The sequence below is a fragment of the Ensifer adhaerens genome (assembly GCF_020035535.1).
Taxonomy (GTDB): domain Bacteria; phylum Pseudomonadota; class Alphaproteobacteria; order Rhizobiales; family Rhizobiaceae; genus Ensifer.
Window position 1 is genome coordinate 649,951 of record NZ_CP083351.1, and the last position, 26,233, is coordinate 676,183.

Annotated in this window: 29 protein-coding genes and 1 pseudogene; 10 read left to right on the forward strand and 20 right to left on the reverse strand. The window is 58.3% G+C overall.

The features are described 5' to 3' along the window. The first annotated feature begins 162 nt into the window (after positions 1–162). Together LAC81_RS37760 and dinB are read left to right on the forward strand one after the other, a co-directional pair. Positions 163–831: an SOS response-associated peptidase gene (locus LAC81_RS37760; RefSeq protein ID WP_223730667.1), complete on the forward strand. Its 669-nt coding sequence runs from the start codon at positions 163–165 to the stop codon at positions 829–831. 40 nt (positions 832–871) lie between these two features. After that, positions 872–1,954, forward strand: a complete 1,083-nt coding sequence (gene dinB / locus LAC81_RS37765; RefSeq protein WP_223730668.1) for a DNA polymerase IV — start codon at positions 872–874, stop codon at positions 1,952–1,954. A 169-nt stretch (positions 1,955–2,123) separates the two neighbouring features. Here dinB and LAC81_RS37770 read toward each other — a convergent pair whose 3' ends face one another. The 6 genes from LAC81_RS37770 to LAC81_RS37795 all read right to left on the reverse strand — a co-directional run bounded on the left by LAC81_RS37770 (position 2,124) and on the right by LAC81_RS37795 (position 5,777). Next, the gene (locus LAC81_RS37770) at positions 2,124–2,456 is read right to left on the reverse strand and encodes a DUF6766 family protein (RefSeq protein ID WP_328717934.1); all 333 of its coding nucleotides are present in this window, start codon (positions 2,454–2,456) and stop codon (positions 2,124–2,126) included. A gap of 184 nt (positions 2,457–2,640) precedes the next feature. Further along, a complete protein-coding gene (locus LAC81_RS37775; RefSeq protein ID WP_223731074.1) occupies positions 2,641–3,489 on the reverse strand; it encodes a YihY/virulence factor BrkB family protein in 849 nt (282 codons plus the stop codon). Positions 3,490–3,933: 444 nt separating this feature from the next. Continuing rightward, positions 3,934–4,230, reverse strand: a complete 297-nt coding sequence (locus tag LAC81_RS37780; RefSeq protein WP_223730670.1) for a DUF982 domain-containing protein — start codon at positions 4,228–4,230, stop codon at positions 3,934–3,936. A 68-nt stretch (positions 4,231–4,298) separates the two neighbouring features. Then, entirely contained in the window at positions 4,299–4,655 is a 357-nt protein-coding gene (locus LAC81_RS37785; protein ID WP_223730671.1) for a DUF2188 domain-containing protein, read from the reverse strand. A 139-nt stretch (positions 4,656–4,794) separates the two neighbouring features. Continuing rightward, positions 4,795–5,319, reverse strand: a complete 525-nt coding sequence (locus LAC81_RS37790) for a DUF4142 domain-containing protein (RefSeq protein WP_223730672.1) — start codon at positions 5,317–5,319, stop codon at positions 4,795–4,797. 158 nt (positions 5,320–5,477) lie between these two features. Continuing rightward, positions 5,478–5,777 carry a hypothetical protein gene (locus LAC81_RS37795; RefSeq protein WP_223730673.1) on the reverse strand — a complete coding sequence of 100 codons (300 nt, stop codon included), beginning with the start codon at positions 5,775–5,777 and terminating at the stop codon, positions 5,478–5,480. On the opposite strand from LAC81_RS37795, the gene LAC81_RS37800 reads away from it, so the two are divergent. Both LAC81_RS37800 and LAC81_RS37805 read left to right on the forward strand, forming a co-directional pair. Continuing rightward, positions 5,764–5,943, forward strand: coding sequence for a hypothetical protein (locus tag LAC81_RS37800; protein WP_223731083.1), 180 nt, complete (start codon positions 5,764–5,766; stop codon positions 5,941–5,943). The two genes, LAC81_RS37795 and LAC81_RS37800, sit on opposite strands and share 14 nt — an antisense overlap. A 32-nt stretch (positions 5,944–5,975) precedes the next feature. Continuing rightward, the gene (locus LAC81_RS37805) at positions 5,976–7,730 is read left to right on the forward strand and encodes a thiamine pyrophosphate-binding protein (protein ID WP_223730674.1); all 1,755 of its coding nucleotides are present in this window, start codon (positions 5,976–5,978) and stop codon (positions 7,728–7,730) included. Positions 7,731–7,905: 175 nt separating this feature from the next. Here LAC81_RS37805 and LAC81_RS37810 read toward each other — a convergent pair whose 3' ends face one another. From LAC81_RS37810 to coxB, 8 genes and pseudogenes are all read right to left on the reverse strand, one after another. After that, positions 7,906–8,103: a hypothetical protein gene (locus LAC81_RS37810; protein ID WP_223730675.1), complete on the reverse strand. Its 198-nt coding sequence runs from the start codon at positions 8,101–8,103 to the stop codon at positions 7,906–7,908. A 354-nt stretch (positions 8,104–8,457) separates the two neighbouring features. Beyond that, positions 8,458–8,742 (reverse strand): hypothetical protein, encoded by a 285-nt coding sequence (locus tag LAC81_RS37815; protein WP_223731075.1) that lies wholly within the window; start codon positions 8,740–8,742, stop codon positions 8,458–8,460. 102 nt (positions 8,743–8,844) lie between these two features. Then, positions 8,845–9,306 (reverse strand): annotated as a pseudogene (locus LAC81_RS38700) (DUF6894 family protein); the annotation flags it as partial. Between the two features lie 460 nt (positions 9,307–9,766). Next, complete coding sequence (locus tag LAC81_RS37820; RefSeq protein WP_223730676.1) at positions 9,767–10,831, reverse strand: c-type cytochrome; 1,065 nt, start codon at positions 10,829–10,831, stop codon at positions 9,767–9,769. After that, positions 10,831–11,460: a cytochrome c oxidase assembly protein gene (locus LAC81_RS37825; RefSeq protein WP_223730677.1), complete on the reverse strand. Its 630-nt coding sequence runs from the start codon at positions 11,458–11,460 to the stop codon at positions 10,831–10,833. Before LAC81_RS37825 ends, LAC81_RS37820 begins: the two co-directional genes overlap by 1 nt. Next, complete coding sequence (locus LAC81_RS37830; RefSeq protein ID WP_223730678.1) at positions 11,457–11,837, reverse strand: hypothetical protein; 381 nt, start codon at positions 11,835–11,837, stop codon at positions 11,457–11,459. Before LAC81_RS37830 ends, LAC81_RS37825 begins: the two co-directional genes overlap by 4 nt. Further along, on the reverse strand, positions 11,837–14,353 hold the full coding sequence (ctaD, locus tag LAC81_RS37835; RefSeq protein WP_223730679.1) for a cytochrome c oxidase subunit I: 2,517 nt from the start codon (positions 14,351–14,353) through the stop codon (positions 11,837–11,839). The genes LAC81_RS37830 and ctaD overlap by 1 nt, the downstream gene beginning before the upstream one ends. Continuing rightward, positions 14,350–15,237, reverse strand: coding sequence for a cytochrome c oxidase subunit II (gene coxB / locus LAC81_RS37840; RefSeq protein ID WP_223731076.1), 888 nt, complete (start codon positions 15,235–15,237; stop codon positions 14,350–14,352). The genes ctaD and coxB overlap by 4 nt, the downstream gene beginning before the upstream one ends. A 327-nt stretch (positions 15,238–15,564) precedes the next feature. Here coxB and LAC81_RS37845 point away from each other — a divergent pair, with 327 nt between their 5' ends. Further along, positions 15,565–15,834 (forward strand): hypothetical protein, encoded by a 270-nt coding sequence (locus tag LAC81_RS37845; RefSeq protein ID WP_223730680.1) that lies wholly within the window; start codon positions 15,565–15,567, stop codon positions 15,832–15,834. Positions 15,835–16,094: 260 nt separating this feature from the next. Further along, positions 16,095–16,880: an SDR family oxidoreductase gene (locus tag LAC81_RS37850; protein ID WP_223730681.1), complete on the forward strand. Its 786-nt coding sequence runs from the start codon at positions 16,095–16,097 to the stop codon at positions 16,878–16,880. A 301-nt stretch (positions 16,881–17,181) separates the two neighbouring features. Here the strand turns inward: LAC81_RS37850 and LAC81_RS37855 are convergent, their stop codons facing one another. The 4 genes from LAC81_RS37855 to glgX all read right to left on the reverse strand — a co-directional run bounded on the left by LAC81_RS37855 (position 17,182) and on the right by glgX (position 21,057). Continuing rightward, positions 17,182–17,685 carry an HD domain-containing protein gene (locus LAC81_RS37855; RefSeq protein WP_223730682.1) on the reverse strand — a complete coding sequence of 168 codons (504 nt, stop codon included), beginning with the start codon at positions 17,683–17,685 and terminating at the stop codon, positions 17,182–17,184. A gap of 1 nt (position 17,686) precedes the next feature. Further along, positions 17,687–18,121 (reverse strand): CBS domain-containing protein, encoded by a 435-nt coding sequence (locus LAC81_RS37860; protein WP_223730683.1) that lies wholly within the window; start codon positions 18,119–18,121, stop codon positions 17,687–17,689. A gap of 19 nt (positions 18,122–18,140) precedes the next feature. After that, a complete protein-coding gene (locus tag LAC81_RS38705; RefSeq protein ID WP_419195925.1) occupies positions 18,141–18,365 on the reverse strand; it encodes a DUF2934 domain-containing protein in 225 nt (74 codons plus the stop codon). A gap of 643 nt (positions 18,366–19,008) precedes the next feature. Beyond that, the gene (gene glgX, locus LAC81_RS37870; protein WP_223730684.1) at positions 19,009–21,057 is read right to left on the reverse strand and encodes a glycogen debranching protein GlgX; all 2,049 of its coding nucleotides are present in this window, start codon (positions 21,055–21,057) and stop codon (positions 19,009–19,011) included. A gap of 191 nt (positions 21,058–21,248) precedes the next feature. Between glgX and treZ the strand changes: the two genes are divergently transcribed. Both treZ and LAC81_RS37880 read left to right on the forward strand, forming a co-directional pair. Next, positions 21,249–23,012 carry a malto-oligosyltrehalose trehalohydrolase gene (gene treZ, locus LAC81_RS37875; RefSeq protein WP_223730685.1) on the forward strand — a complete coding sequence of 588 codons (1,764 nt, stop codon included), beginning with the start codon at positions 21,249–21,251 and terminating at the stop codon, positions 23,010–23,012. After that, a complete protein-coding gene (locus tag LAC81_RS37880; RefSeq protein ID WP_223730686.1) occupies positions 23,009–23,671 on the forward strand; it encodes a UdgX family uracil-DNA binding protein in 663 nt (220 codons plus the stop codon). The genes treZ and LAC81_RS37880 overlap by 4 nt, the downstream gene beginning before the upstream one ends. A 9-nt stretch (positions 23,672–23,680) precedes the next feature. Here LAC81_RS37880 and LAC81_RS37885 read toward each other — a convergent pair whose 3' ends face one another. Then, on the reverse strand, positions 23,681–23,851 hold the full coding sequence (locus LAC81_RS37885) for a hypothetical protein (RefSeq protein WP_223730687.1): 171 nt from the start codon (positions 23,849–23,851) through the stop codon (positions 23,681–23,683). A gap of 154 nt (positions 23,852–24,005) precedes the next feature. Here LAC81_RS37885 and LAC81_RS37890 point away from each other — a divergent pair, with 154 nt between their 5' ends. Together LAC81_RS37890 and glgA are read left to right on the forward strand one after the other, a co-directional pair. Then, on the forward strand, positions 24,006–24,368 hold the full coding sequence (locus tag LAC81_RS37890; RefSeq protein WP_223730688.1) for a hypothetical protein: 363 nt from the start codon (positions 24,006–24,008) through the stop codon (positions 24,366–24,368). Between the two features lie 84 nt (positions 24,369–24,452). Continuing rightward, positions 24,453–25,913: a glycogen synthase GlgA gene (glgA, locus tag LAC81_RS37895; RefSeq protein ID WP_223730689.1), complete on the forward strand. Its 1,461-nt coding sequence runs from the start codon at positions 24,453–24,455 to the stop codon at positions 25,911–25,913. 54 nt (positions 25,914–25,967) lie between these two features. On the opposite strand, the gene LAC81_RS37900 is transcribed toward glgA, so the two are convergent. Beyond that, positions 25,968–26,228: a hypothetical protein gene (locus LAC81_RS37900; RefSeq protein WP_223730690.1), complete on the reverse strand. Its 261-nt coding sequence runs from the start codon at positions 26,226–26,228 to the stop codon at positions 25,968–25,970. Positions 26,229–26,233 lie beyond the last annotated feature (5 nt).

The window sequence follows — 26,233 nt, forward strand, 5'->3', positions numbered from 1 at the left end:
CTCTATTTGTTCCTTTTCGTGTTGCGAGTCAACCGACCTTCAGGGCAAGAGGTTCTGGCAAATGCAACTCAAGGGAAAGGCGGCCCTGACATCGAACCAAGGCGGCAGCTGCCGGTCTTCGTTGGTATGAAGTGCAGCGGATTGGAAGCGGGGAGGATTGAAATGTGCAACCTCTACAACATCACGACCACGCGCGACGCGGTGATGCAGTTTACCAAGGCCCTGCGCGACAGGGCCGGCTGGAACGAGCCTTCGCTTGACGTCTATCCGGGCTACCAGGCGCCGGTCGTGCGTGTCCGCCAAGACGGCCAGCGCGAGATCACGCGCACCACCTGGGGCATGCCCTCCCCACCTGAAGTCGTGAAGAACTATGATCACGGCGTCACCAATATCCGCAATCTCAATTCGCCGCACTGGCGGCGGTGGCTCGGTCAAACCAGCCGCTGCGTCGTGCCGTTCACCTCGTTTGCCGAGCCTGATCCGGCAGCGAAGGTCCCAGGAGGCAAGATCCCGAACGCCTGGTTTGCAGGCAACAACGACCGGCCCTTGATGTTCTTTGCCGGGTTCTGGACGCCCTGGAAGGGTGTCAGGCGCGTGCGCGACGGCGAGCGCGAATACGAGCTCTTCGGCTTCCTCACCACGTCGCCGAACGAGATCGTCGCTCCCATCCACTTCAAGGCGATGCCGGTGATGCTGACGACGCCTGGGGAAGTGGACCTGTGGCTCACCGGATCCTGGGGCGAGATCAAGCATCTGCAACGGCCTCTTCCGGGCAACATGCTGGTGATCGTCGAGCCGCCAGCAGCACCGACCGAAGGTCTGCTGCTGTGACCGCTCATTCGGCTACGACAGCACCGCCGAGTTGACGGCCATGGAAACGGCTGTCCGATTACGCAAGATCATCCACGTTGACATGGATGCTTTCTATGCCTCCGTCGAGCAACGGGACAATCCTGAGCTCCGCGGGTTCCCGATCGCTGTCGGCCATGGCGAAGCGCGCGGCGTCGTGGCAGCGGCAAGCTATGAGGCGCGCAAGTTCGGCGTCCATTCGGCCATGCCGTCGGTAACGGCCAAACGCAAATGCCCCGACCTGATATTCGTGAGACCGCGCTTTGATGCCTATCGCGCGGTGTCTCAGGAGATTCACGCGATTTTTGCGCAGTACACGCCGCTGATCGAGCCGTTGTCGCTCGATGAGGCCTATCTCGACGTGACCGAGAACCTGAAGGGAATGGAGGTTGCAACCGAGATTGCCGAGGAAATCCGCGGGCAGATCAAGGCCCGGACCGGACTGACGGCGTCCGCCGGCGTTTCCTACAATAAGTTTCTCGCCAAGATGGCGTCCGACCAGAGGAAGCCCGACGGCCTCTTCGTCATCACGCCGAAAAATGGCCCGGCCTTCGTCGAGGCCCTACCGGTCAAGAAGTTTCATGGCGTCGGGCCGGCAACGACTGAACGCATGCACAGGCTCGGCATAGAAACGGGAGCCGACCTCAGGGCGCGCGACATTGCCTTTTTGCAGCAGCACTTCGGTAAGTCAGGGCCATATTTCTATTGGATCGCCCGCGGTGTCGATGAACGGCAGGTCAAACCCGACCGGGTGCGCAAGTCGATCGGCGCGGAAGATACCTTCTCCACCGACATCCACGATTTCGAGGCGGCGCGCTCAGGCCTTCAGCCGCTGATCGAGAAGGTCTGGCGCTATTGCGAGGTCAACCGCATTCACGCAAAGACGGTAACGCTGAAGGTGAAATGGGGAGATTTCACGCAGATAACCCGAAGCAAGACCGTCACCGCTCCGATCGCAAGCGCAGGCGAACTCGCCGACGTCTCGAGGCTGCTGCTCTCACCCCTTTTTCCTCTCACGAAAGGTATTCGCCTTTTGGGCGTGTCGCTGTCATCGCTCGAAAAAAGGGCAGTGGAAGACAGGCCCCAGCTTGCCTTCGCGCTCTAATTTGGCGCCCGCTCAACCATAGGGTCCGGCTGACGCACTGCGGCGCGCAATCGGTATTTGATCAGCGTGTTGCTTTGCTCCACAACGGCCCGGTCCATAAAAGAACCAATGCCGCTGCAAGCGGCAGAGCCATGATAATTACAAGTACAAGAGCTCCCATGGGTTTTCCTCAAGGCCTGTGTTGATGCGGCTGGCCCGTAGGTCGACCACCATAATGGTCATCGAGCCTGTCGATGACCGCCTTGCCCTTTTCCGGGTCAAGAGGCTTCAGCAATTCATCCAGCTTTGCTTCGACCCGGTCCGTCCCCTCCTTCGATTGCGGAGAGCCGACGAACAGGAAAAACGCGAGACCCCCAACCTGCCAAAGGAGTTGCAGGAATTCCGACTGCCAGTTTTCCAGCGTATCGCGCGACATTTCGATAACATATGCGGCTGTCTCTGGCGATTGCCCCAATGCACTCTGCTGATCGACATACGCAAACCCCGAACACCCAATGACCAACCAGCGAAAGCAAAAATAGGATCAGGGTGACCCAGGCGTAGCCGTATGCGTACCAGATCGAACGGATTTTCGGCTCGCTCATCGTTCATGTTCCGTCTTTAGCGTCTTTCTTGCCGAACATTAAGGAGATTGCTTTGTTCCTCGCGGGCCTCGTCAAACGGTCGCAGGTGGTTTGGGATAGCGGTCAATCTTTCTCATCGCCGGGCGAACGCGGTGACGTTGTCTGCTCCAGTTCTGCGTTCAGTTCCGCGCCGACGAGGATGATGATGGTCGATACCCATATCCAAAGCATGAACCCGATTAGTGCCCCCATGGTACCGTAGGTGGCGTTGTAGTCCGCGAAATTGTCGACATAGAAGGAGAACAGCAGCGAAACCGGTAACCAGCAGATTGTGGCGATCGCTGCCCCCCAGGTGAACCATCTGGATTTTTGCGGCTCGCGATCAGGCCCATAGCGGTAGATCAAAGTGATGCCCACCCCGACCAGGAGAAGAAGCAACGGCCATCGCAAGAACTTCGCCAATCCTTCTACCCATGCATCGAGGTAAAGTGTGGCAAGAATGGCCGGCATTACCGCTATCAAAGCAATCAGCAGCGCCAGGAAGACGAGCCCGGCCAGGGTGAAAAAGAGGCTGAGCAGGGTGAGACGAATGAAGCTTCGTTCCTCCGTTTCGTCATAGGCAATGTTGATCGCCTCGAAAAGCGAGGCAACTCCGTTGCGCGCGCTCCAAAGCGCAACGAGCAATCCAGCGATGAATCCGAAGCTGAGGCTGGATGCTTTCTGGGACACCAAGGATTCCAGTTGCTGGGAAACCAATTGAAGCGATTGTGACGGCAAGACGTCAGACAGGTTTGCCAATTGTCCACCGATTGCAGAGGGGTCCGAAACAAGGCCGTATATCGACACAAGCGAAGTCAGTGCCGGAAAGACAGCAAGTAAGACATAGAATGTCACACCCGCCGCGACGAGCGTCACCTTGTCTTCGCTGACCTGGGAGGCTACCCGGAAGAGGATTTCCTTGAGTTCATGCATTGAAACATCGCTGTTGCCGAAGAAAGGTCGCTTCGGTGTGTTCGAGCGCACGGGGTTTGTCTCTTTCGTCGACCTTGTGATCAATGCAGTCCAACTTTTGATTTCCCCATCTTGTTCCGTAACAGCGCGAACAGTTTGGCGCGCACCGGCGTTATCGGTCGTTCCTGTTCATGAAGCTTGATGGGCTGAATAGTTTCATCGTCTTCCTGAGGCGAAACGTCCGCCTGCTGCCTCTCTCTCTATCCGAGGGAGGTGCTCGGGAAGGCACCGTGATCTTCCGGGAAACGCCAACCGAGATAGGTTCGGCCAACAGAGTGAATATTCGACAATTCATCGCGTTTGCAACGACGACTAGGTCCGGGCGACAGCATCTTCCTGCCGCCGTTCGTTTCATGCTCGCCAACCGGTGAGGGACGGCCTCAGGTCGCTCAATATCTTGCGCAATCAGGTGTATGCCTTCTCGATCCGCTCAGGCGTTCGCAACGTCGCAATCGCAGTTGGCACCATGCCGGCTTCAAGGCAAGCACCGACGAAGGCCTCGCGCGCGACGGCAGCGGGCGTGGCCCGCTTCAAGGCGCCGCGGCAGCTGCGCACAGCGCCTTCGTAACCGCGGCCACTGCGTGTCGGCCACTCGTTTTCCAGGAAGTCGAGGGCAGCGTGAACAGAGAAAAACAGACGCTCGGAACCGGATTGCAGCCGAACCGACAAGGGAACGGTCCATGGTATTTCTGGGGTGTGCATGTTTTATACTCCCTGATGTTGCGTGTGGAGAAGTGATTTTATCAATCCAATTGTCAGGCCGTTTGAGCTCAGCGACGTCGAGAAAGACGGAGCAGGAAATTCATTACCAGCACTGCACTGGTCGCCAGCAGGAAAATTTTTAGCGGTCCCGCTCGATCGGCTTGCTGTTCCGCAATTTGCGGCCTGGTATCGATGACTTCTGTTTGGGGACGGTCAAATCCGGAAGATGTTTGTTCGTGCCAACGACCTTTGGCGTCCTGAAACTCGATCTGTTCGTCAGAGCCAGGGGCTTCATGTTGGTTCGCGGCGATCTTTGCCGCGGCTAGCGCATCGCCATGCGTTGAGAAGGTTTCAGAAAAGCCATCGTTGACCTTGTAGGCCCAACCTCCGTCGTGCTGTACGACTTCATATCTGATTTTTTGCATGCGACCCTCCCCCTTTGATGAGGTAAGAACAATCAGGATTGAAACTGGTTGCGCGCATCGGTACCCCACCCTTTCCCAACGCGGTGCAATGAGGAAGCCGACAGGACGTTGGCCCACTCGCCGTTTGACGAAGACGCGCCTACTTCAACGCCCGGGCCATTTCCAGGTGATGCTTAAGCACAGGAAGCGTCTTGGCTGCCCATGCCTTAAGGTCAGGGTTGTCGCCGCTGTCGGCGTAGCGTCCAAAGATATCGACTGCGTCTTCATGAGCGTCGATCTGGTTGTCGCGGTACTCGTCGGTGAACTCGGCGCCCTGCAGTTCCTTAAGCTTGCCCAGGGCTTCGTTTTGATCTTCTGACATGGTGCTGGTCGCTGCAGCCTTGACCTTACCGCTGTCCAAAAGCTGTTTGAGCTCGCTGGTTGTCTTCTGGTGATCTTGCATCATCTGTTGGGCGAACGTCTTTGTCGCCGCGTCGGCGCGCTCCAAAGCCAGCCTGCTCGTTTCGATTTCGTACATATCGCTCATCGAGACTTCCTTGACGAAGTCCTCCGTCTTCGGCGCCGCCCCGACAAGGCTGTTGATGCCGGACTTTTCCGCAGCAGATTGGGCAAGGACCGATGTCGCGGCCAGGATCAAAGCCGCAGTCAGCGTAATCGTTCGCATTGACGTCTCTCCCGTGTTCGATTTGCTCGAACCACGGAGCCGTCAAGTTGTTCCTCAATCCGACTGCACCGATCGATCTTTATCCACGCAGACGCCCCGGTCAGTTGAGGGCTTTCGGACTGCCCCTGCGGAACGGACACATTGTGGTCCAAGGCCCGTTAAAAGTCGCGCGGAGGAACAAACAAGCAGATAGTGCGCCCGGTGTGCGACCCGTTCGTCGAACACCAATGATATTCACCGTCAGGCGATTGTCGGATCCTAGAGTCTTTGTAGGGAATAGTCTCACCGGTCGCATTTACGATGAAGCCCTGGGGGCGCTCACCGATGTCGGCGGCGGGTACCTCGCGACAATCGAAGTTCGAGCAACAGGACATTGGATAGCTCCAGCCGCTGGGGGCGTCATGGGCGAGAGCGGGGAATGCGAGCAGGCAAAAGCCAAGAGCAATGGAAATCCGCATCGTGGTGGTTTCCTCGTTAATCGCGCTCGAAATCAAGCGCTATGGGACGGAACCACAGACGGCGAAAAATGATCCATCGCCACGAACCTACCCCTTCAGCGCTGCTGAGGCTCTAATGGCAGAGAACCTCCTCGGCTTGGAACAACCAATGCCACTGTTGGTTTAGGGGACAATTTGAGGCAAGAAGAGGACGCGACAATGGCCAATGCTGCACAGGTGCTCGTCGATTGTCTGATCGCATGGAAGGTCGATCGGGTTTATGGCCTGCCGGGAGATGGTATCAATGGCATCATCGAAGCGTTGAGACAGCGCCGCGAAGAGGTCGAGTTCATCCAGGTTCGCCATGAACAATCCGCCGCCTTCATGGCCTGTGCTCACGCAAAGCTGACGGGCCGGCTCGGCGTATGTCTTGCGACCTCCGGCCCGGGCGGCACCAACCTGTTGACCGGCCTTTATGATGCCAAGCTGGATCAGATGCCGGTGCTTGCGATTACCGGAATGCAATATCATGACCTTGCCTCCACCTTCACGCAACAGGATGTCGACCTCACCCAGGTTATGGAAGACGTCTCAACGTTCAACGCGCAGGTGTCGGATGCAGCGCACATGGAGAATATCGCTAATCTCGCCTGCCGCAGCGCCCTTTCAACACGCAGCGTGGCCCACATTTCCATTGCCAGCGATCGACAGGAGGAAGGGGAAGCCTCTCGCTCAAGACGCAATCTGAAAGGGCATGTTTCCGCGCGCTACTTCAAACCCGAACCGGTCCCGCAAGCAGGGCTTATTGACGACGCAGCTCGGATCTTGAACGCGAGCGGCAAGACGGCCATTCTTGTTGGACGCGGCGCGCTTGAGGCGGGGCGAAAGGTCCGCCTTCTTGCAGAACGCCTGGCAGCTCCTGTCGTCAAGGCATTGCTCGGCAAAACCGTCCTTGACGACAGGGACGAATTCTCGATGGGCGGCATCGGCATCCTCGGAACAGCCGCTTCCCAGAGTGCACTTTCGGAATGCGATACACTCGTGATCATTGGCTCGAGCTTTCCCTATATCGAATATTATCCAAGGCCCGGGACCGCCCGGTGCATCCAGATCGATTGCGACGCGCAGCGTATAGGCCTGCGGTACCCGGTCGACGTCGGTCTCGTTGGTGATGCTGAAGCTGTTCTTGATCGACTATTGCCGAAGCTCGATCAGGCAAGCGACAGTACTTTCCTCAAAATCTGCCAAGAGCGCTCGCGCAACTGGCGAGAAAAGATGGAGATCTTGCAAGGAGAAGAGTGTTCTCCTCTGAAACCTGCTCCGGTTGTCAAGGCGTTTGGAAGAAGGATTGCTCCGAACGGAGTGGTGATCGCTGACTCCGGGCAGAATACCGAGCTTGCGGCAAGACATCTCGATCTGACGGCAAACAACGCGTTCCTTGTGTCTGGCGCTCTCGCTTCGATGGCAAGCGCGCTTCCTTATGCGATTGCGGCCGGCATCACCTTCCCAGGACGGCCGATCTATGCCGTTGTCGGCGACGGCGGCCTAGCGATGCAGCTCGGCGAATACTCAACAGCGGTTCGTCACCGGATCCCGCTGAAGCTGCTGGTGATTTGCAACGGAATGTTAAACCAGATCGCCTGGGAGCAGATGATGTTTCTTGGTCATCCGCAATTTGGATGTGAACTCGCGCCAATCGATTTCGCGCTTGCTGCCAGGGCCATGGGCGGGGAAGGCTATACAATTCGAGAGTTTAGCGAAATTGAAGCGGTCATGAATGAGGTGTTTTCACACGACAGTCCGTCCATTATCCAGGCCTATGTGGATCGCTACGAGCCGATGATGCCGCCGATCATGCCCGCTGACTATTCGAGAAACTTCCAAAAGTCGCTTGAGGAGACGCCCGGAAAAGACCGGATCAGGGCGAATGTCGCGCGCGAGCCTTTGAAAAGCATGATGGAGCGCAAGGCTTAGCAGGTGCGAAGGATCAGTCAGCGAGTGCTAAAAAACATCCCATAAGCGAGGGTAACGCGTGTATACAACACGCGCCGATTGCCACTGCGCAGGCCTATAATCAGGCCTTTTCCGCAAGGATACAGGTTCGACGGGCGTGTCGTGCGAGGGCGCAAGCTGCGTGGGCGTCTCGTCGTCAATCATCAGGGCCGTTCGATTGATCAGGCGCGCGTGAAACCGGCTGGTCCTTTTCGGTCGCGCCGGGCGTCCAGAACACGACGTAAATGGCTGCCAGGAAAAGCGCGAGCGCCGTAATCGTCACAACGAACTTGGCCATGCCGGCCTTGGCTTTTCGATCCGTATCTTTCATGCGCAGCGAACCGTCGAGGTGCAATTAGGTTCCTTGGCGCTTTTTGGCGACAGGCATCCGGAATGCCGCCCTGATCCAAGCTTAATTGATGACTGCGCACGTGCTGAAATTATTCGAGGAGTAGCGTGACCGGGAGCCGATGGAGATTGTGGTAGTTGCGGACGCTCGCGAAACACGCTCTGCGGTGCTGGCATGTGGTCTCAGCGGTCTCGTAAAAGCCGCTCTCCTGACGCGTTGTTCACAAACAACGGTCGCCTCGGAGAGATTTCCTACCTTGGAGCGGAACCTGGTTCTCATGCTTGCAGGCAGATGCAATCCGTGAGACCTGGAGGCGCCTGGCGGGGGCGGCGGCCAAGCCTCGCGGATCTTCTCCTTCGCTTACCGGCTCCAGATCCGTTTTGCTCCTGCATCGGCAAGTGTGCGATGGACGGCTTCAGCCTTCGTGGCTGCGATGTCGACTGAGACCTCGATCTCGCCTCTAAGGGGAGCATCGTCGCGCGCCCCTTGTTCATGGGAAAAATCTCCCCCTGAGGCAGTCAACCCTGCGGTGTTTCGCTCCGTTGCCGACCCCACGAATATGTCCGGCCTCGACACGGCCTGTTGCTGAACCAGATGTTCGACGGCGAGATCCGCAGCCTGGCGCGTCTCGAACGTTGCGCAGATCGTACTTGAGCGGTCCTCTCGCCCCGGGTTAGACGCGACTGGCGATCCAGAAGGGGCGTCGCCGCTTCCTGCGGCCGCCTCTTCCTTGTCTATGGCAAACAAGAGGTCTCCGTCTGAATTGCGAACGCGCACCAGCCAATCCGTCTGCTCCTCCTCCCCTTCAACAAACTCTCGCAGAATTTCCCGGGCCGCACGCAATGCCTCTTTTCGCGCGGCTTCAAGGCTTGGCATGATGGAAGGTGGTGTCCGATTGATGCCGGCACTGTCTCTATACTCGAAGACATAGGTGGCGGTACCATCGCCGTGGCTCACCGCCGCCGCGGCAACTTCGTCGAAATTACCATTGCTTCTCGCGTCATATTCATTGGCGGCAGCGCTGAAGGCTGCGGTTTGGACAAGAAGCGCCTTGGCGTGGTCGATCGCGGCCACATCGTCCGTCGGTTCGTTGAGCTTGGCCATGTCGACAGTGATCGACTCCCCACCCTCTCCGCAAAAATGCACCCGGTGAATGTCCTGTCCGCCAGCACCGGTCGTGCGCACGACCTCGACATTGATAATCTGCATGAAGACCTCCGTTGGTCCGTGATCTGCCGCATGACATCCCGGTTCGTTGAAAAGCGCCTACTGCGGACGGGTCGGCCGAGCAATGACACCTTAAAACATCTCGTTTGCGCAATTGTTCCCCATCGCTTGCAGGCCTGGACTGCGCTCGCCTGGGCTCTGGAAAATCCTTTGCAGCGCTTCGGTTAGGGCGCCTAAGGGACAAGGTCCACCAGCGTCACCTCTATTTTGCGCGAGGCGCAGTCGACAGGAAGATGAAGGGCGCCGTCCCGCGCCTTTCGGTCCGACCACGGCGTCGCCTCTGTGAGGTTCACCGCAGGTATCCATTGCCTCGATTAGACGAAAGCCGACGGTCGCTTCGTACCGTGACATCATGGTGATGGCTGCCGTCTCGACAAGAACAAGGATGGTGATCAGCAGGCTGTCACAGGCGCAGTCCTTTGGACTCCGCGTCCAGGGTGCTTCAGTGCTTTGGAGCGAGTTGCGAAAAATAAGCCGCGACATCTGCAATATCCTCATCCGACAGCCTGCGCGCGGCGCTCTGCATGATCGGGCTGAAACGGGTTCCACCCCTTTGCCCCTCTCGAAACAGGCGTAGCTGAGTGGCGATGTAGAGCGCTGATTGTCCTTCGATATCTGGATAAACCGGATTGCGCGCGCTGCCTTCATGGCAGCCAGAACACGCGGGCACGTTGTCGGTGGGGCGGCCCCGGCGTGCGATCACTTCGCCGCGCATGGCACCGTCGTTTTGATCGCTGACCCTGGTTTTGCGCGGCAAAGCCGAAAAATGCCGTGCGAGCGCTGGCAGATGTAGCCGGTCCACCGCTTGGACGGAGAGTTGCATGATGCCGCTTGGACGACGCCCGTCGGCATAGGCACGCAGAGTTTCAAGAAGATATATCTCACTCTGTCCGGCAATCGGCGGTGTGAGCGGGCTGCGCCCCATGCCATCGACGCCGTGACAGCGGCTGCATTCTGTCAGGACGCCTTCGCATCCCGGCGTCTGTCCTTGACGCGTCGGTGCTTCTGTGTGAACCAGTGCCCGGTAGGTCACGGGCTCCATTGATGGAAGATGGCGCAAGAAAGCAACCATTGCCCAGACTTCGTCATCGCGCGCCTGTGTTGGCCAGGCGGGCATCCCTGTGTAGCGTACACCATGCTTCACGATGCGGAAGAGCTCCCCATCCTTCCATGTTTCAACGACGCCCGCCAAGTCTGGGGGTTGTGGTAACATGGCGAGCGCGGCGGCCGAACGGGGTTCACCTGGCGCGCCGTGGCAGATGGCACAACCGCGTGCGAAATGGCCGGCGGCCGGTTGGAGCCCTTCACGAGGAAGTTGGTTTGGAACGTCGACCCAGAGCGCATAGTTGCGAATGGACGAGCGCATGGCGAAATGCAAGAACCACTCCGTGATCTTCCAATGCCCGGTGGATGCTGCGACATTGAAGAAACCAGTCCAGGCAATGAAGACCACAAGGAATGGTAGGACAGCAAGCCCGATGGCGAGATTTCTCCCTCGGACGCGCATTACAAAGCCCTCCGCCGGGGTTCGCCGAAGAGCCCCGCCAATAGCGCGACACCCCCTGCAAGATAGCTGGCCGCCCCAAGCAGCAACATGATGACGGCGCCCAACTGCTGATCCTGCGCTGCGGTGAGTGTTGTTCCGAAGCAGGTTACGTCACTGTCTCCGTAAAGCGGGCGGGCGCTCAAGCCCAGGAGAGCACCGAGCAAAGTCATATGGATCGTGGTGAGCAACAGAGCGAAGGCACCGGCCGCTTGGCAGGCGGCTTTGCTGGTGCTTGCGGCGGCGAGACAGGATAGCCAGAGGAAGAGCCCGGCTACAAGAAAGCTGACCTGCTCTGCCACTGTGCCGGCTAGGGAGCTTTCGGCCCAACGGCGCGCTGCCGGTGCATGCCATCCCCAGACAACGACGAGCTCAACAAGCGAGGCAACGATTGGCCACGACGCGGCGTTCGACGTCCTTGCCTGAGCGAGGCGGTGTTTCAGACCAAGCGCCAACAGCGGAGCGACGATGGCTAAGATGCCCATGTGGGCCAGCATATGCGCGGTTATCGATCCGCGCCAAAGGATAAGCAGCGGCCCCAGCCAGATCGAGGCGAGGATGGCTGTCCCAAGCGCTAAAAATAACCCGCTCATCGCAGGCACTCCGAAATGAAAATCGTCGGCATGGCCGTCAGTAAGACGGCGACGAAACTCAGACCCGAAAGCAGCAGCGTTGCAAAGCCTTGGAACAGGACCCGGTCATGACGCGTCGGGTCGTCATGCGGGGGATCGTGAGCACCAAACCCCCATTGTCGCCAGGCAAGGAATGCCGAGAGAGCGATCCCCGTCAGGGCTGCGATGGTCGCGAACGCGATCCCTGTGCGCAGTGACCCGAACTCCGTGCCGAACAGTCCCGGCTTTGCACAGAAGACGGCGGCGCTGAGATAACAAAGGAGAAAGTGGAAAGCCCATATCGCCGGCGCGGTGAAAAGGGTCCAGAGAGACTCGATCTCTTTTGGCAGCAGGCGCATCAAAGCACCTCCGGAAACAAGCCAACCACGGAAAATGTGACCGTGGTGGTGATCGTCTGGAAATGCCAGTAGAGAGCGAGGTTGCGGATATCCATGTCGTGGCTGGGGGTGAGGCGGCCGGCAAAACTGCGGGCAAGACAATAGCCAAGCATCACAGCACCGACAGCCGCATGAGCTATGGCCCACCCGACCAGCACCCAGACGATTGCCGCATAGACATGGGCGGTTGGGTCCATGCCATGCGACCAGGGGCCGTTAAGCCCTGCGACTGATGCGGCGGTCGCAAGCGCAAGCGCTGTTGAAAGCGCGGCACGACAAGGGACGACTTCTCCCCTGCTGTTGAAGTGTCGCGCCGCCAGCGTGACGAGCCAGCCTGCGACAAAGAGGGTGGCTGAAATGAGCGGCCAGGTCATGCCCGGCCCGGTCAAGCCTGCAGTGAAATCGTCGTGGACCGTCCAGTAGAAGAAATAGCCGAACACCAGGCTGGCAAACGCCGTGCTGTCTCCAATCATCGTAATGAACATAGCCCACCAGCCGACGGAAGCGGGCCCCGAAGCGTAGAGCGGCAAGCAAAGCCCAAGCCCGATATCTTTTTCAGTTTTCTCGGGAATCTCGGCCGTTCCGGTCCAAAGCCAATAAAGAATGGCGCAAAAGCACATCAGGGCAGCAATCGCGGTTACGATCCACCACTTAAACGTAAGGGCGACGAAAACCGCACCGAGCGAGAAGGCCGAGACGATGGTGACATAGGAGGTGCCGCCGACCCTCAAGACCTGTTCTGGCCGCGCGTCGAGCACCGAAGTGATCAGCCCTTCGCGTCGTCCCTCCCTGGCGTCGGGGAGATACCAACGTCCTTCCGAAATTTCGCGGGCGAGTGTCGGCTGCTCCCAAAGGGGATAGCGGCTCGAGATATGCGGGATTGAACGCACACCCCAGTTTTCTTCAGGCTCGCTGATCCACTCGAGCGTGCCGGCGTTCCAGGGGTTCTGTTCTTCGCGTTCTTGCCGGTGTTTCGGACGAACGACGTCGACCACCACGAGTGCTACGCCAGCCGCAAACAAAAATGCTCCGATGCTGGAAATAAGGTTCAGCCAGTTCCACCCGAGGTCGTCCGGGTAGGTGAAGACCCTGCGCGGCATGCCGAGAAGACCGGTCAGATGCATCGGAAAGAAGGTGACGTTGAAGCCGGTGAACATCAGCCAGAAGGCGGTGCGGCCGAGCCGATCAGATAAATGTTTTCCATCGATCAGCGGATAGTAATAGTAGATACCCGCGACCACGGGAAAAAGCATGCCGCCAATTAAGACGTAGTGCAGGTGGGCAACGACAAAGTAGGTGTCATGGGCCTGCCAGTCGAAGGGCGCGATCGCCACCATCATTCCCGTCAAACCGCCGATCACGAAGATGACGATACCGCCGGCTCCGAAAAGCATCGGCGTCGAGACGATGACCCGACCGGCAAGCATGGTTGCGATGAAAACGAAGATCTGTACGGCCGTGGGGATCGCCACGGCCTCTGAGGCCGCCGAGAAGAACGCGAGCGATATTTGTGGCAGCCCGGTTGTAAACATGTGGTGGACCCACAGTCCGAAAGAAAGAAAGCCCGTGCCCACTGCGGCAAGCACGATCCACGAATAGCCAACGATTGGCCGTTGGGCGAAGGTCGGCACGATCATCGCCATCAGCGCGATTGCGGGCAAGAAGATGATGTAGACCTCGGGATGGCCGAAAATCCAGAACAGGTGTTGCCAAAGCAACGGATCACCGCCGCGCGCTGGATCGAAGAATGGCCAATCGAACATCCGCTGAAGTTCGAACAACAGGTCCCCGGCAATTAAGGGCGGAAAGGCGAAGAGGATCATGCCTGCGACGATCAGCAGGTACCACGCAAAAAGAGGCATAAGATTGATGCGCATGCCGGGCGCACGGCATTTCATGATGCCAACGATCAGCTCGACCGCGGCCGCGATCGAAGCGACCTCGATGAAGGAGAGACCAAGGAGCCAGATGTCGGCGCCGATCCCTGACAGTTCCTCGTCTGTTGCAAGCGGCGGATACATGAACCAGCCTGATGACGGTGCGGCGTTGAAGAAAATCGAACCGCAGACAAAAACTCCTCCGAGAAAGAAGCTCCAGAAACCGAAGGCACCAAGCCGGGGAAACGGCAATTCCCTTGCGCCGATCATTGGGGGCAACAGGAAGATCGCCACAGCCTCGAAGATCGGCACAGCAAACAGGAACATCATGACCGTGCCATGCAGCGTAAAGGCCTGGTTGTAGAAGTCGGCCGAGACAAGGTCGTTGTCGGGCACAGCAAGCTGAGCACGCATGATGAGCGCCAGGACGCCGGAAAAGAGCAAAAATGAAAACGCAGTCGTCGCGTACCAGAGCCCCACCTGGGTGTTGTTGACGCTTGTCCAATAGCGCCATCCGGTCGGATTTTCCCAGACTTTGCGCAGGCGCTCGGTCTGCGCCTGACGCTCTTCATCGCTTATGGGCGCACTCGGACAGGTCATCTGAGCCCCTTCAACCAGGCAGCAATCGTGCGAATGTCCTCACGCGGGAGCATTGAAAAGGCCGGCATATTTGCTCCGGGCTTCACCGCATCGGGCGCGAGGATAAAGCGGGCAATGTTGTCCTTGGTGTTTGTGGTCGCGCCAGCGCCCAGGGTTAGTCTTGATCCAAGATGAGTGAGGTCTGGCCCAAGCGTGGCGGACGCCTCGGTCCCGCCAACACGGTGACAGGCGCCGCAACCGTGCTTGACGAACAAGTCAGCTGCTTTGCCATCCGGCTGGGTCGCCGGCTTTGTTTGAGCCGTCCGCCAGGTATCGTAAGCGCTCTGCTCCATGACGATCACAGTCAGTGCCATCAGTGCGTGCGAGGTGCCGCAATATTCTGCGCAGGGCCCGCGATAAACGCCCGTCTTGTTCGCGATGACGGACAATCGGTTTTGCCGGCCGGGGATCATGTCCATCTTGCCGGCGAGCGAGGGTATCCAAAAGGAATGGATGACATCGTCACTCCTCAAGACGAACTCGATCTGGCGGCCGGCCGGCAGCCGGATTTCATTGGCAGTCACAATCGGCGGCCCCGGATGGAGGTAGACCACTTGCCACCAGTATTGACGGGCCGTGACCTCGATGCGAATGGCCGGCTCGCTGGTCGCGGCGAACGGTCTGAGCGAAGGAATGAGCCAAAACGCGTAGGCAAGAAGAACCAGAGTGGCGATCGACGGCGTCACCGCCCCACCCCACAGAACGATCGCGTTTGCGGCTTCTTCGCCAATGGTTTGTCGGCGGCTGCGAAGGGCAAAGCAAAGCATCGCGATGACGCCTAGCCAGATTAGTCCAGCCGCGACTGTCATTGTGACGAGCAAGCCAAAGGTCCCATTTGCCTCCATCCCCGCCGGGCTCAAGGCGGACTGAGCTCCTTGGCACCCCGTTAGAGTGGACAAGACCACAAGTAGTCGGCGCGGCAGGACGCAAATGTCCCTCCCTCCGAGCATTTTCCAACCAGGCGTGGCGTCTTCCTTTCCATATTCAGCTCATCGCTTAACCCGGCGCACCCAGCAAAGTTCCGCACGTTAGGGGCCAGGATTTTAGGGACTACCATAGACCAGGGGAACCATTCTTGCGGCCGGCGGTTAGGAACCTCCCGCACTCGGGGGTCGGGTTCCATTGTACAGCGTGACCGCCGGTAGTTTTCTCCATGACCATGGGAGGGTCTAATGGTGGAAGCAGGGTCAGAAATATTCGACCGACAGATCGGCCAAGCGGAGCTTGAGATGCTCCAACGCACGTTCGATCGCGTTTGTCTTTGGCGCAACATTTCCAAGGACACCAAAAGAGCGGAACGGCTCGCGCGCTATTTGACTGGACTTTTCCGCAATGGCATTTGCGACGAGGCGACGCTCTTTGAGAATGCAATGTGGTTGGAGCGTCCACGTTCGACCATTGTGCCACTTCGCCGGGGGATGCCATTGCGACCGCTCGATTGATCGCGGCCGGACCTGCGCGCAAAGGCAGTGGAAAATGGACGCGCCTTTTACCCGTGCCGTTTAACAGCAGCCGTTCTGACGTTGCTGTTCGCCCGACATCGATCGGCGCTCGGCGCCTGCTATGCGATGAGCGGGTTGCACCACCCGGAACAACCTGCCTGCTCGCCAGTTGTGAAGGGCTCGCCTGAAAGTTAAGGCAAACCGAAGCGCGACCGGATAACGGGGAGCATCTTGCGTGACGCTTCAACGAGAGGTGGACGATGCAGCCGACGGGACGCAGTGTGGCCCTGGTTACCGGAGCCGGTTCGGGAATTGGAAGGGCGGTAGCCGAAAGGCTTGCGGCATTTCAAGTCAACATCGGTGCTCTCGGAAGGACCGCAGACGAGCTCAAGGAAACGGTTACAACAATCCGCTCTCGTGGCGGCAATGCCGTGGCCCTTGAAGCTGATATTGCGGACGAGAAACAGATGCGCGCAGCCGTTGCGCAACTGATCGCGACCTACGGCAGGCTCGACATCGTGGTTGCCAATGCCGGCGTCAACGGGGTCTGGGCCCCAATCGATGACCTTAAGCCTTTCGAATGGGACAATACGATCGAGGTTAACCTGCGTGGCACCTACCTGACACTCCACTTTTGCGTTCCTCACCTTAAGGCCGCCGGAGCTGGGGCAATCGTGATCGTCTCATCGATTAATGGGACGAGGACCTTTACGACACCGGGCGCAACCGCCTATGCGGCAACGAAAGCTGCGCAACTGGCCATAGCTCAGCAACTTGCATTGGAACTCGGCAAATATCATATACGCGTCAACGCCGTTTGCCCGGGTGCGATCAAAACGTCGATTGGCGACAACAGCACCCTGCGGGGAAAAGCCGAAACCGCCGTACCTGTCGAGTGGCCTGATGGCGATATTCCGCTGACGGGTGGCGAACCCGGCGAACCCGAACAGGTTGCCGCCGTAATCCAGTTCCTGGTATCGAACGACGCAAAGCACGTAACGGGCACTCCGATCTGGGTGGATGGCGGCCAGGGGTTGCTGCGGTAGGTCGATGACGATTTTGCGACGTGCCCATGCCAGAGTCGGGCGGAAAACTCCCGGTACCACCCTGACGAATTTGGAAAGCTCGCCTATCACGACCGATGACCCCCTTCCGATCATGGCGAAAAAACACGAGTTCAATAAAGTTTCCGACAACGGTGGGCGGGCGGTCGTGCGTGCTCTTCCACGAGGATGTGCGGACCTGCTGACTGGCTATCTGAACAAGCATGAGGGGGCTAAAGCAACGAAAACGGTGCAATCCGAGGACCGGCGCGTTTTCTCGTCGTCGACATGTTGGCCAAAGCGTTTAATCCGGCCCCACATCAGCGTGTGTGTGTGTTGGGACGTGACGTGCGGCTTTCTCGAGAAGACGAATCCTATGCCTGTATGCTGCGCCGCTTTTTCCTTGCGCTTCAACCTGCGCAAGATTGTCCTTCAAATCGGCGAGCTTCACCGCAAGGCTCAGTGGGTGGGTCGCTGCGCGGATAGTCAGCGCGTCCTTGGTTTCGTCGAGCCGCTGCGTAAGGTTTTCCACGGCAGCGACAACCTGGGGCGAGAAACCGCATTCGAGCAGCCTTGCCGAAGTCCAGCCCGGCCCCTTTTCGAGGACGTCGTGGAGCAATGCCACAGCTTTGGCCTTGTGGCCGGCGACCGCATCGCAAACGCGCTCACAGTGGCGGATATACGGCTCTCCGGCCTTATCCGTCTGACCGGCATGCGCCTTGACTGCAACGCTTCTTGCCAAGTTCAGTTCCTCGGATGCAGACAAGAGCCGGCTGTTTGAGTGAGGGGGATCGTTGAAGCCTTCCATTTCAATGCGGCCTTTTATTATGCGCGCCGCCCGGGCCCGTGACGTCCCTCAGACCGATGCCGGCAACCGAGGGGTCTCGCCGTGCGGCATCTGCCAGCGAAACGATCCCGACGAGACGCTTGTTGTGGTCGACAACCGGCAATCGGCGCACCTGCTGTTGCCCCATGTTGCCTGCCACATCGGATACATCTTCGTCCTCAAAGCAGTATTTCACGTCGTTGGTCATGATCTCGCCAACCCGCATGGTGTGATCGCGATCTTCTGCGACACAGCGAATGACGATGTCACGGTCAGTGATCATTCCTACCAGGCGATCGTTGTCGGCCACCGGAAGGAAGCCGACGTCGTTTTGCGCCATTTCCTTCGCCGCGGTCGCGATCGTGTCCTCAGGACTGAGAACACGTACGTCCCGCGTCATGATGTCTACGATGCGCATGGTATGCTCCTTTCGTCTCTTACCCCTCGTCGGCCGGTCGACCGGCTGCGCCGCGTGGAGCGGTCGATGGCGCGACCACGGTTCCAGTGGCACTGTCCGCCTCCTGGCTTGAAGGGGGGCGCTTGCGCTTTGCCATCTCGCGGCTTGCCTGCTCCCAATGTCGTCTATCCTCGCCGTCGGGGCATCCTTCGCTTTCCCATATCGCATAGGCGCGCCGACGAATGAGTTCGTCCGTGTCGCTCATGACAATCAGCCCTCCTCGAAGTTGTTTGCAGGAGCAAACCGTGGAACCGCGCGTTTGTTCCCATCGCGCCTCAACGATCCAAACACACCGCCCGGGTTTCGGAACGTTTGTGCAAAAAGCGTGTTTGGCAGGTCCAAACGGATGGCTGGGATACAGATTGATGTCATGCAAGCAGGGATCATTTATCGTCGTGCGAATACGCCTGGGTCCGGGCGCAAGTTTTGCAAAGCTTTGCCCCACGGCGGCAGCTATCGTGCCACACGGAGCGGATTACGAAAACTCGCTGCCTGAAACCGCGATTGCCCACGGCTGCTTCACCTCACCTTTTGGAGGCGAACTCCCTTCGTTTCATCCGTCTGTCCGGCGTAAAGCAAGCGATACGCGATGAGAAGCGATGCTTGTACCGCACGGGACGGCACGGACATGTACGCCGGGATATCCACATTTTACTTGGAAGTGAGCGACAGGCCTCACGGAAGATCGCTTCCTCGACGCGTCCGATAGGTGCGGTGAGGTTCGTTCGTTCAACGAGCAAAACAACGTGCGGCGGTCGTTCTTGGCGCAACCCATGTCCACAACAAACGCGCATTCAGGGCCGCTGCACATCCTACCAAGGAGGCTTGCAGGTCGAAACCTAGCGCTACTACGTATCTGCCAAGAAAACGACAACGCTTTGCCCCGGTACCAGCTCAACGACGTTCGCCGCGCGGTCGGAAAAATCGCCAGTGCCGCTATCGAGAACGCGTCGCCACCGTAAGCCTTCCTTGTATTCGCGCGGAAGCATGAAATGGCACTCCTCGCCTGCATTCATGACGATCAGGAGATCGGCCTGTTGCCCATCGCCTAGAAGCAGCATGCCGACGATGCTGGTTTTGGGATCCTCCCACAGCTGCTGAGACATTACTTGTCCCTCGGCCGCGAACCACCGAACTGCCTCCTCATCCAGAAATTGATTTTGCTTGACCAGTCCATGGCCACTTCGAAATGCAACTACCGATCGGCAGAACTCCAGAAAATCGGGATTTGCTGCACCCCAATCGATCCAGCCCGTCGAATTGTCCTGGCAATAACTATTGTTGTTTCCGGCTTGGCTGTTGCCGAGCTCATCCCCGCCAAGGATCATCGGTACGCCCTGGCTCAGCATCAAGGTTGCCAAAAGGGCTCGGCGCCGGCAAAAACGCCTTTCTGTAATCTCGCGATCCTCCGTCGGACCTTCAGCGCCGAGATTGTCCGAATGATTGGCGCTATGACCGTCCTGATTTTCTTCGCCGTTTGCGGCGTTATGCCGTTCGTTAAAAGAAACCACATCTGCAAGTGTGAACCCGTCATGGGCGCTCACCAGGTTGATCGAGGACGTGGCGGTCCGCCCGGCATGGTTGAACTCTACCGACGACCCGGCCAGCCTTTGGGCGAGGGAAGGTAGCATTCCTTCGTCTCTGCGCCAGAAGCGCCTGACGTCATCTCGGAAACGGTCGTTCCATTCACGAAACGGGGGCGGAAAGCCGCCGAGTTGGTAGCCTCCGTCGCCGACGTCCCACGGCTCGGCAATGAGCTTTACGCCGGCCAGCACCGGATCCTGCCGGATCGCGTCGAAGAAACCGCCCTCCCTGTCGAAGTCGAGGTCTTCGCGGCCCAATGCACTTGCAAGATCGAAGCGAAAGCCATCGACATGCATTGCCGTCACCCAATAGCGAAGACTGTCCAGCACCATCCGCAAAACCATCGGATGAGCGACATTGAGGGTGTTGCCAGTTCCGGTCGTGTCGAACGTGTGCCGAAACTCTTGCGGAGACTGCCTGTAGTAGCTCATGTTGTCGATCCCCCGAAACCCAAGAGTGGGACCCAGTTCCGACCCCTCGGCCGTATGGTTGTAAACGACGTCGAGGATCACCTCGATGCCGGCCGCGTGAAATGCCTTTACCGCTGACTTGAATTCCTGGATGCTCCCAGATGACAGATATCTCGGCTCTGGCGCGAAATATCCCAGGGGTTGATATCCCCAGTAGTTGCTCAACCCTTTGTCAATGAGATGCTGGTCGTCGACGAAGTGTTGCACCGGCAAGAGTTCAATTGCGGTGATGCCGAGACGCGTCAGGTGGTCGATGATCACAGGATGTGCCATGCCGCGAAACGTACCACGCACCTCATCTGGGATCTTAGGGTGCAACATCGTCAAACCGCGCACATGCGCTTCGTAGATGATGGTGTCGTTCCAGGGGCGCCGGATCGCCTCTTCTCCAGACCAGTCGAAATCAGGGTCCTGAACGACAGCCTTTACCATGAAGGGGGCGCTGTCACGTTCATCGAAGCTCAGGTCAGCTTGTGCGTCTCCGACCTGATAACCGAACAGTGCATCATGCCATTGCAAGCGGCCGAAGATCTGTTTTGCATACGGGTCTAGCAACAGCTTATTGTGATTAAAACGGTGTCCGTTGGCCGGGTCGTACGGGCCATGGACCCGATACCCATATATGGTGCCCGGCGAAAGTCCGGCGATAAACCCAGACCAGATGTCCCCCTCTCTGTTGGGGAGGGCAAGCCGGGCGGTCTCTCTTTTGCCATCCTTCGCGAACAGGCACAGCTCAACCTTTTCCGCGTGCGCAGAAAACAGGGCAAAATGGGTCCCCTCGCCCGTGAATTCGGCGCCAAGTTCCGGTTTGAGCGAGTCGAGTTCGGTAAATGATAGGTCCATGCACTCCCCTCTCTTGAGGACTTCGGGCAGGTCGCACTTTGGGCAGATCGCACTTTCGGCAATGTAAAACCGGTGAAGCGACAGGGGTGCGAACCCGTAGGTCCCTGATTTGTTCCGGGGAAAGTCGAGCTATCGGTTGTCGGAACGAATGCGCGTGCCTGAAGTTCTGGGGCGGCAACAGGGACAACTCGATGGAAACCTTTGAAAAACCGCGCTGGGGCGCAAGGATGCTGTCGCCCGACAAGGCCTTCTTTCCGATATGGGCGCCGGACTGTAATTCTATGCGCTTGGCGCTCGGCGACCGCGTTGTCGACATGCATGCCGATGAAGATGGCTGGTTTTCCGTAACTTGCGCTGCGACGCCTGGCTCACTCTATCAGTTCGTGCTGCCGGACGGCACCAGAGTGAGTGATCCCGCTTCTCGAGCCCAGGCCAAAGGGGTGGAAGGACCTTCGATTCTTACGCCGCCGAGGGATCCGGCACTCTCGCGCCAGTGGCAGGGCCGCGCCTGGGAAGAGGCGATAATATACGAAATTCACATTGGTACGTTCACCGAAGAAGGAACGTTCCTCGGTGCAATTCCTCGTCTTGCCGAGCTCGCAGCATGCGGAATTACCGCAATCGAATTAATGCCCGTCGCGCAGTTCTCGGGCTTGCGCGGCTGGGGTTACGACGGGGTGCTGCAATTTGCGCCCCACCATAGCTACGGACCGCCTCAGGCGCTGAAGGCATTGATCGATGCCGCACATCAGGTGGGCCTGATGGTTCTGCTTGACGTCGTATATAACCATTTCGGACCGCACGGGAACGCGCTGCCACAATATGCCAGCCAGTTCTTTGAGGACGGACGGACGACCCCATGGGGCAAGGCTGTCGCTTTCGACAATCTCAACGTGCGGCATTATTTTCTCGAAAATGCGCTCTACTGGCTGAGAGGCTTCGGTTTCGACGGCCTGCGGCTTGATGCGGTTCAGCATATCAAGGGCACTCGAAAACCGGACTTCCTTTCCGAGTTGGCGGAGACCGTTTCAAAAGCTTTCCCAGGAACGCCCACCCACCTCATCGTTGAAGACGATGAACGCAGGCGCGACCTGATCGAATATCGTCAAGGACGCCGACTGATGTTTGACGCCAGTTGGAACGACGACTTCCATCATGCGGCCCATACCTTGGTGACGCAAGAAACAACCGGTCACTACGAGCCTTATGCGGATGCTCCATCACGGATGCTGGCCGAGGCAATCGCAATCGGCTTTCCGGTTGCCGCCGCTGAAATTGCCGAGCCTGTCACCCCAAGGGCACGTGTGGCGTTCCTTCAGAACCACGACCAAGTCGGCAATCGGGCAAAGGGGGAGCGTTTGCGGAGCCTGGTCGGAGATTCCGTCATGGACGTCTTGATGTCTTTGTTGCTTCTGTCGCCTCAGATACCGCTTCTATTCATGGGGGACGATTACGGAGAAACACAGCCCTTTCTCTATTTCGCCGACTACGATGGCGAACTCGCTGAAGCAATTCGACGTGGTCGTTTCGAAGAAGCAGAAAACTTTGGGTGGGAACGCGCCAAAGATACTGGAACTTTGCCAGATCCCATCGGTGTTGCGGCTTTTAGCACCTCTAAACTGGACTGGGCCCGTGCCCGACTGCCTCAGGGGCTCCGCCGCCGCTCCCAGCTAAACGAACTTACCCGTATACGCGCACGCTACGTTATGCCTTTGCGCGCCCTGCAAGATTGCACCATCCTTCCGACGTCACAGGGTGTCGTAGCGGTCGACTGGCGTTTCGATGACGGGACATTGAAGATGCGGGCGAACCTGTCGCAATCTCCACAATCGATACCGCGGCCGGGCGATGCGATCATATGGTCGATCGGCTGGCATTGCGACAAGGTCGGCGTGCTGGCCGCCCCGGGTATCGTCGTATCGGTCGGCCCTCCAAAGCAAGGGGGATTTAAGTGATCGGAGCCCCCAATGGCAAAGTCCGCCGTGTCCAAACAGGTCCGGCCCTTTCCCACGAACATGCTCATGGTCGGTCACTCAGCGTGATCGAGAGGGAGGCTCACGGGTGCCAGCGATGCGATCTTTACAGGAACGCGACGCAACTTGTTTTCGGGGAAGGGCCGCCCGATGCCAGGCTCGTTCTCGTCGGCGAACAGCCGGGCGACAAGGAGGACGTTGCGGGACGTCCCTTTGTCGGCCCCGCCGGCACTGTTTTGACAGAATGCCTCGGCGAAGCCGGCATTGAACGCGCAGACTGTTATCTGACAAATGCCGTCAAGCACTTCAAATACGAGCAACGCGGCAAGCGCCGCTTACATTCGAGGCCAAATGCGGGTGAAATACAACGCTGCGCCTGGTGGCTAGGCGCCGAACTCGAACACATTCACCCACACGTCGTCGTCGCTCTCGGGGCAACGGCGGCAAGAACGCTGCTCGGCCCAGGCGTCAAGGTGAGGACAGATCGCGGTAAAGCGATCGATCTGGGCCTGGGTTTCTGGATACTTGTGACGATACATCCTTCATATCTTTTGCGGATCCGGGGTCGGGAAAGCGCTGAACGCGAACGCTCAGATTTCATCTCAGATTTGAAGGTGGCCCTCGAACTTCAGCGAGCGTAACGCGGGCGCTTAAAAAACCAGCATCCAGATACCTCGCCAAAACAGTGAGTTCGGCGAAGCCAAGCGTTCGTCTTCATCAGAAACGTTGACGCGTGAGCGTGGTTTCCGGTCTGCGACCACCTTTCGCAGATTTGGCAGATACGGGTAAGCGACGATCCGGGCTAGGAGTTTCTGGGTCATGATGTCCTCCTCCTCTTCAAAGGCAAACGACTTCTTGGCCGTATCGTTCCGCCATTCTGAAAACGACTGCGACGCTTTCCGGAACCATTGAACATGGCCCCGGTTTTATTCGGAGCCCCAGAGAGTGGCTTGAGGAGAAACGGAGGGCCAAACGATGGCGAAGCACCTGGATGAACGCGGCGACCCGCAAACCGCAACCCATAACGCCGACAGGACCGACTTTTCCGCCCGCGAGACCCGCCAGGCCGGTATGGGCGCCCGCGTATTCCTGGTGCTGGCAGCAAGTCTGGTTCTCGCGCTGGTGATATGGGGCGCCCTAGAATGGGCACAACGTGAGCAAGCCGGTCCTACAGCAAACCATGAGACGCAACCCGCACCCTCCAAGCTGCCAGATGCCGAGCAACGTCCAAGCACGGAAAATCCGCAGGGCCAGGTTCCAACGGATCGAGATCCGAAGCCACAGTCGGGCAGCGGCGCGCCGAGAGAAAGCACCGCGCCCGATGACACCAACAGATGAAGGCTCTCGTAGTTGCCGGCCACTGGCGGGAACATAGCCGGAGGACCAGGGTTGGACGACCAAAGCATTGGGCAGGAGCGGGTCATGCAAATTCTGGCGGTCGCAGCTGAGATTTATCCTTTGATTAAGACAGGTGGCCTTGCGGATGTCACCGGTTCGCTTCCAAAGGCGCTGAAGCAATTTGGAGTGCACACGCGCACACTTGTGCCGGGCTATCCGGAAGTCTTGGCAGCGCTTGAAGGTAGTTCGGTGCTGCGTCATTACGGCAACGTTTTCGGCGTCGAGGGACGCCTGCTTGGTGGACGCGCGCGTGGTCTCGACATCATTGTGTTTGATGCGCCAGAGCTCTTTGTGCGATCGGGAGGACCTTACGGCCCCTGTGGCACACTGGGGTATGAGGACAATTGGAAACGTTTCGCCGCTTTTTCATGGGTTGCGTCTGATATCGCCGAAAGAGGGCTGGCGGGCTGGTACCCTTCGCTCGTGCATGCGCATGATTGGCACTCCGCACTTGCTCTTGCCTACCTCAAATATTGCGGAAATGGGGATATCCCTCGCATTCTTACCCTGCATAATTTATCGTTTCAGGGCCAGTTTCCAGCTCGTCACTTTGCTGAGTTGGGGCTTCCGGATGAATGCTATGGAGCCGATTGCCTCGAATATTACGGGGATATAAGCTATTTGAAAGCTGGTCTCACCTCTGCCGATACGATCACCGTGGTCAGCCCGACCTATGCGCGCGAAATCATGTCTCCCACGCAAGGCATGGGACTTGAAGGTGTCATCAACGCGCGCCGCGACGATGTTGTCGGTATCGTTAATGGCATAGACACCGACATCTGGGATCCGTCATGCGACCCGCACATCGAACATCACTATTCGGCACGCGTTCCTCTGCGTCGGCTAGCCAATCGTGCCACGCTTCTTAAGTCGTTGGGGCTGCCCCAAACGCGTGGGCTCGTTTTTGCCAGTGTTAATCGGCTTACCTGGCAAAAGGGCATGGATCTGCTCGCTGGACTTGTCGATGAGATCGCAGACCTTGGTGGTAAGCTAATCGTGCATGGCCAAGGCGACCATGCGATCGAACAGCTCTTCCTGCGCGCTGCAGATAGGCATCCCCGGCACGTAGCCGTCGTGATCGGCTATGACGAGGCGCTCGCCCATAGGATCCACGCTGGCGCCGATGCCATGCTTGTTCCCTCCCGTTTTGAGCCCTGCGGGCTGACCCAGCTATATGCTTTGCGCTATGGCTGTGTTCCAATCGTCTCTCGGACAGGCGGCTTAGCCGAGACAGTCATCGATGCCAACGATGCCGCCGTGCACGCGCGGGCGGCCACCGGGATCCAGTTCGCGCCGATCGACGCCGGCGGGCTGAGGCATGCGCTCCATCGGGCCTTCAAGCTGCATCGTCGCCATCGCGGCTGGGAGAAGTTATGCCGTCAGGCAATGAAGGCAGATTGTTCCTGGGCGCGCAGCGCCTCGCAGTATATAGAAGTGTACGGCAACGCCCTTAGCCAAGGCGGCCTACTTAGGGAAAGTGCCTAATGGATGAAGTGAGCAGAGAGACGAAGCTTCCGCCCGCGCAGTTGGGATTTGAAGCTACAGCCGATCTACAAACTTGTTGAACCGGCTCAATTTGCCGTCCGCGGTCTTATCTTGATGAAGAAACAGTAGCTTATTGTGGTCGAAGATCTGAAAAAACTCCTCCCAGGAAATGGGCTCCAGGTTTTCTTCGGGCTCGCCAAAGTCTATCCGCAAGATGCCGCCATTAAGCGCTGCCTTCCGCGCGGGGCGTCCCTTCCTCGCCTCAGCCCAATGCCGGATCTCATCATGGTTGTCAGTTGTCTGGGCCTCACTCATGAAAC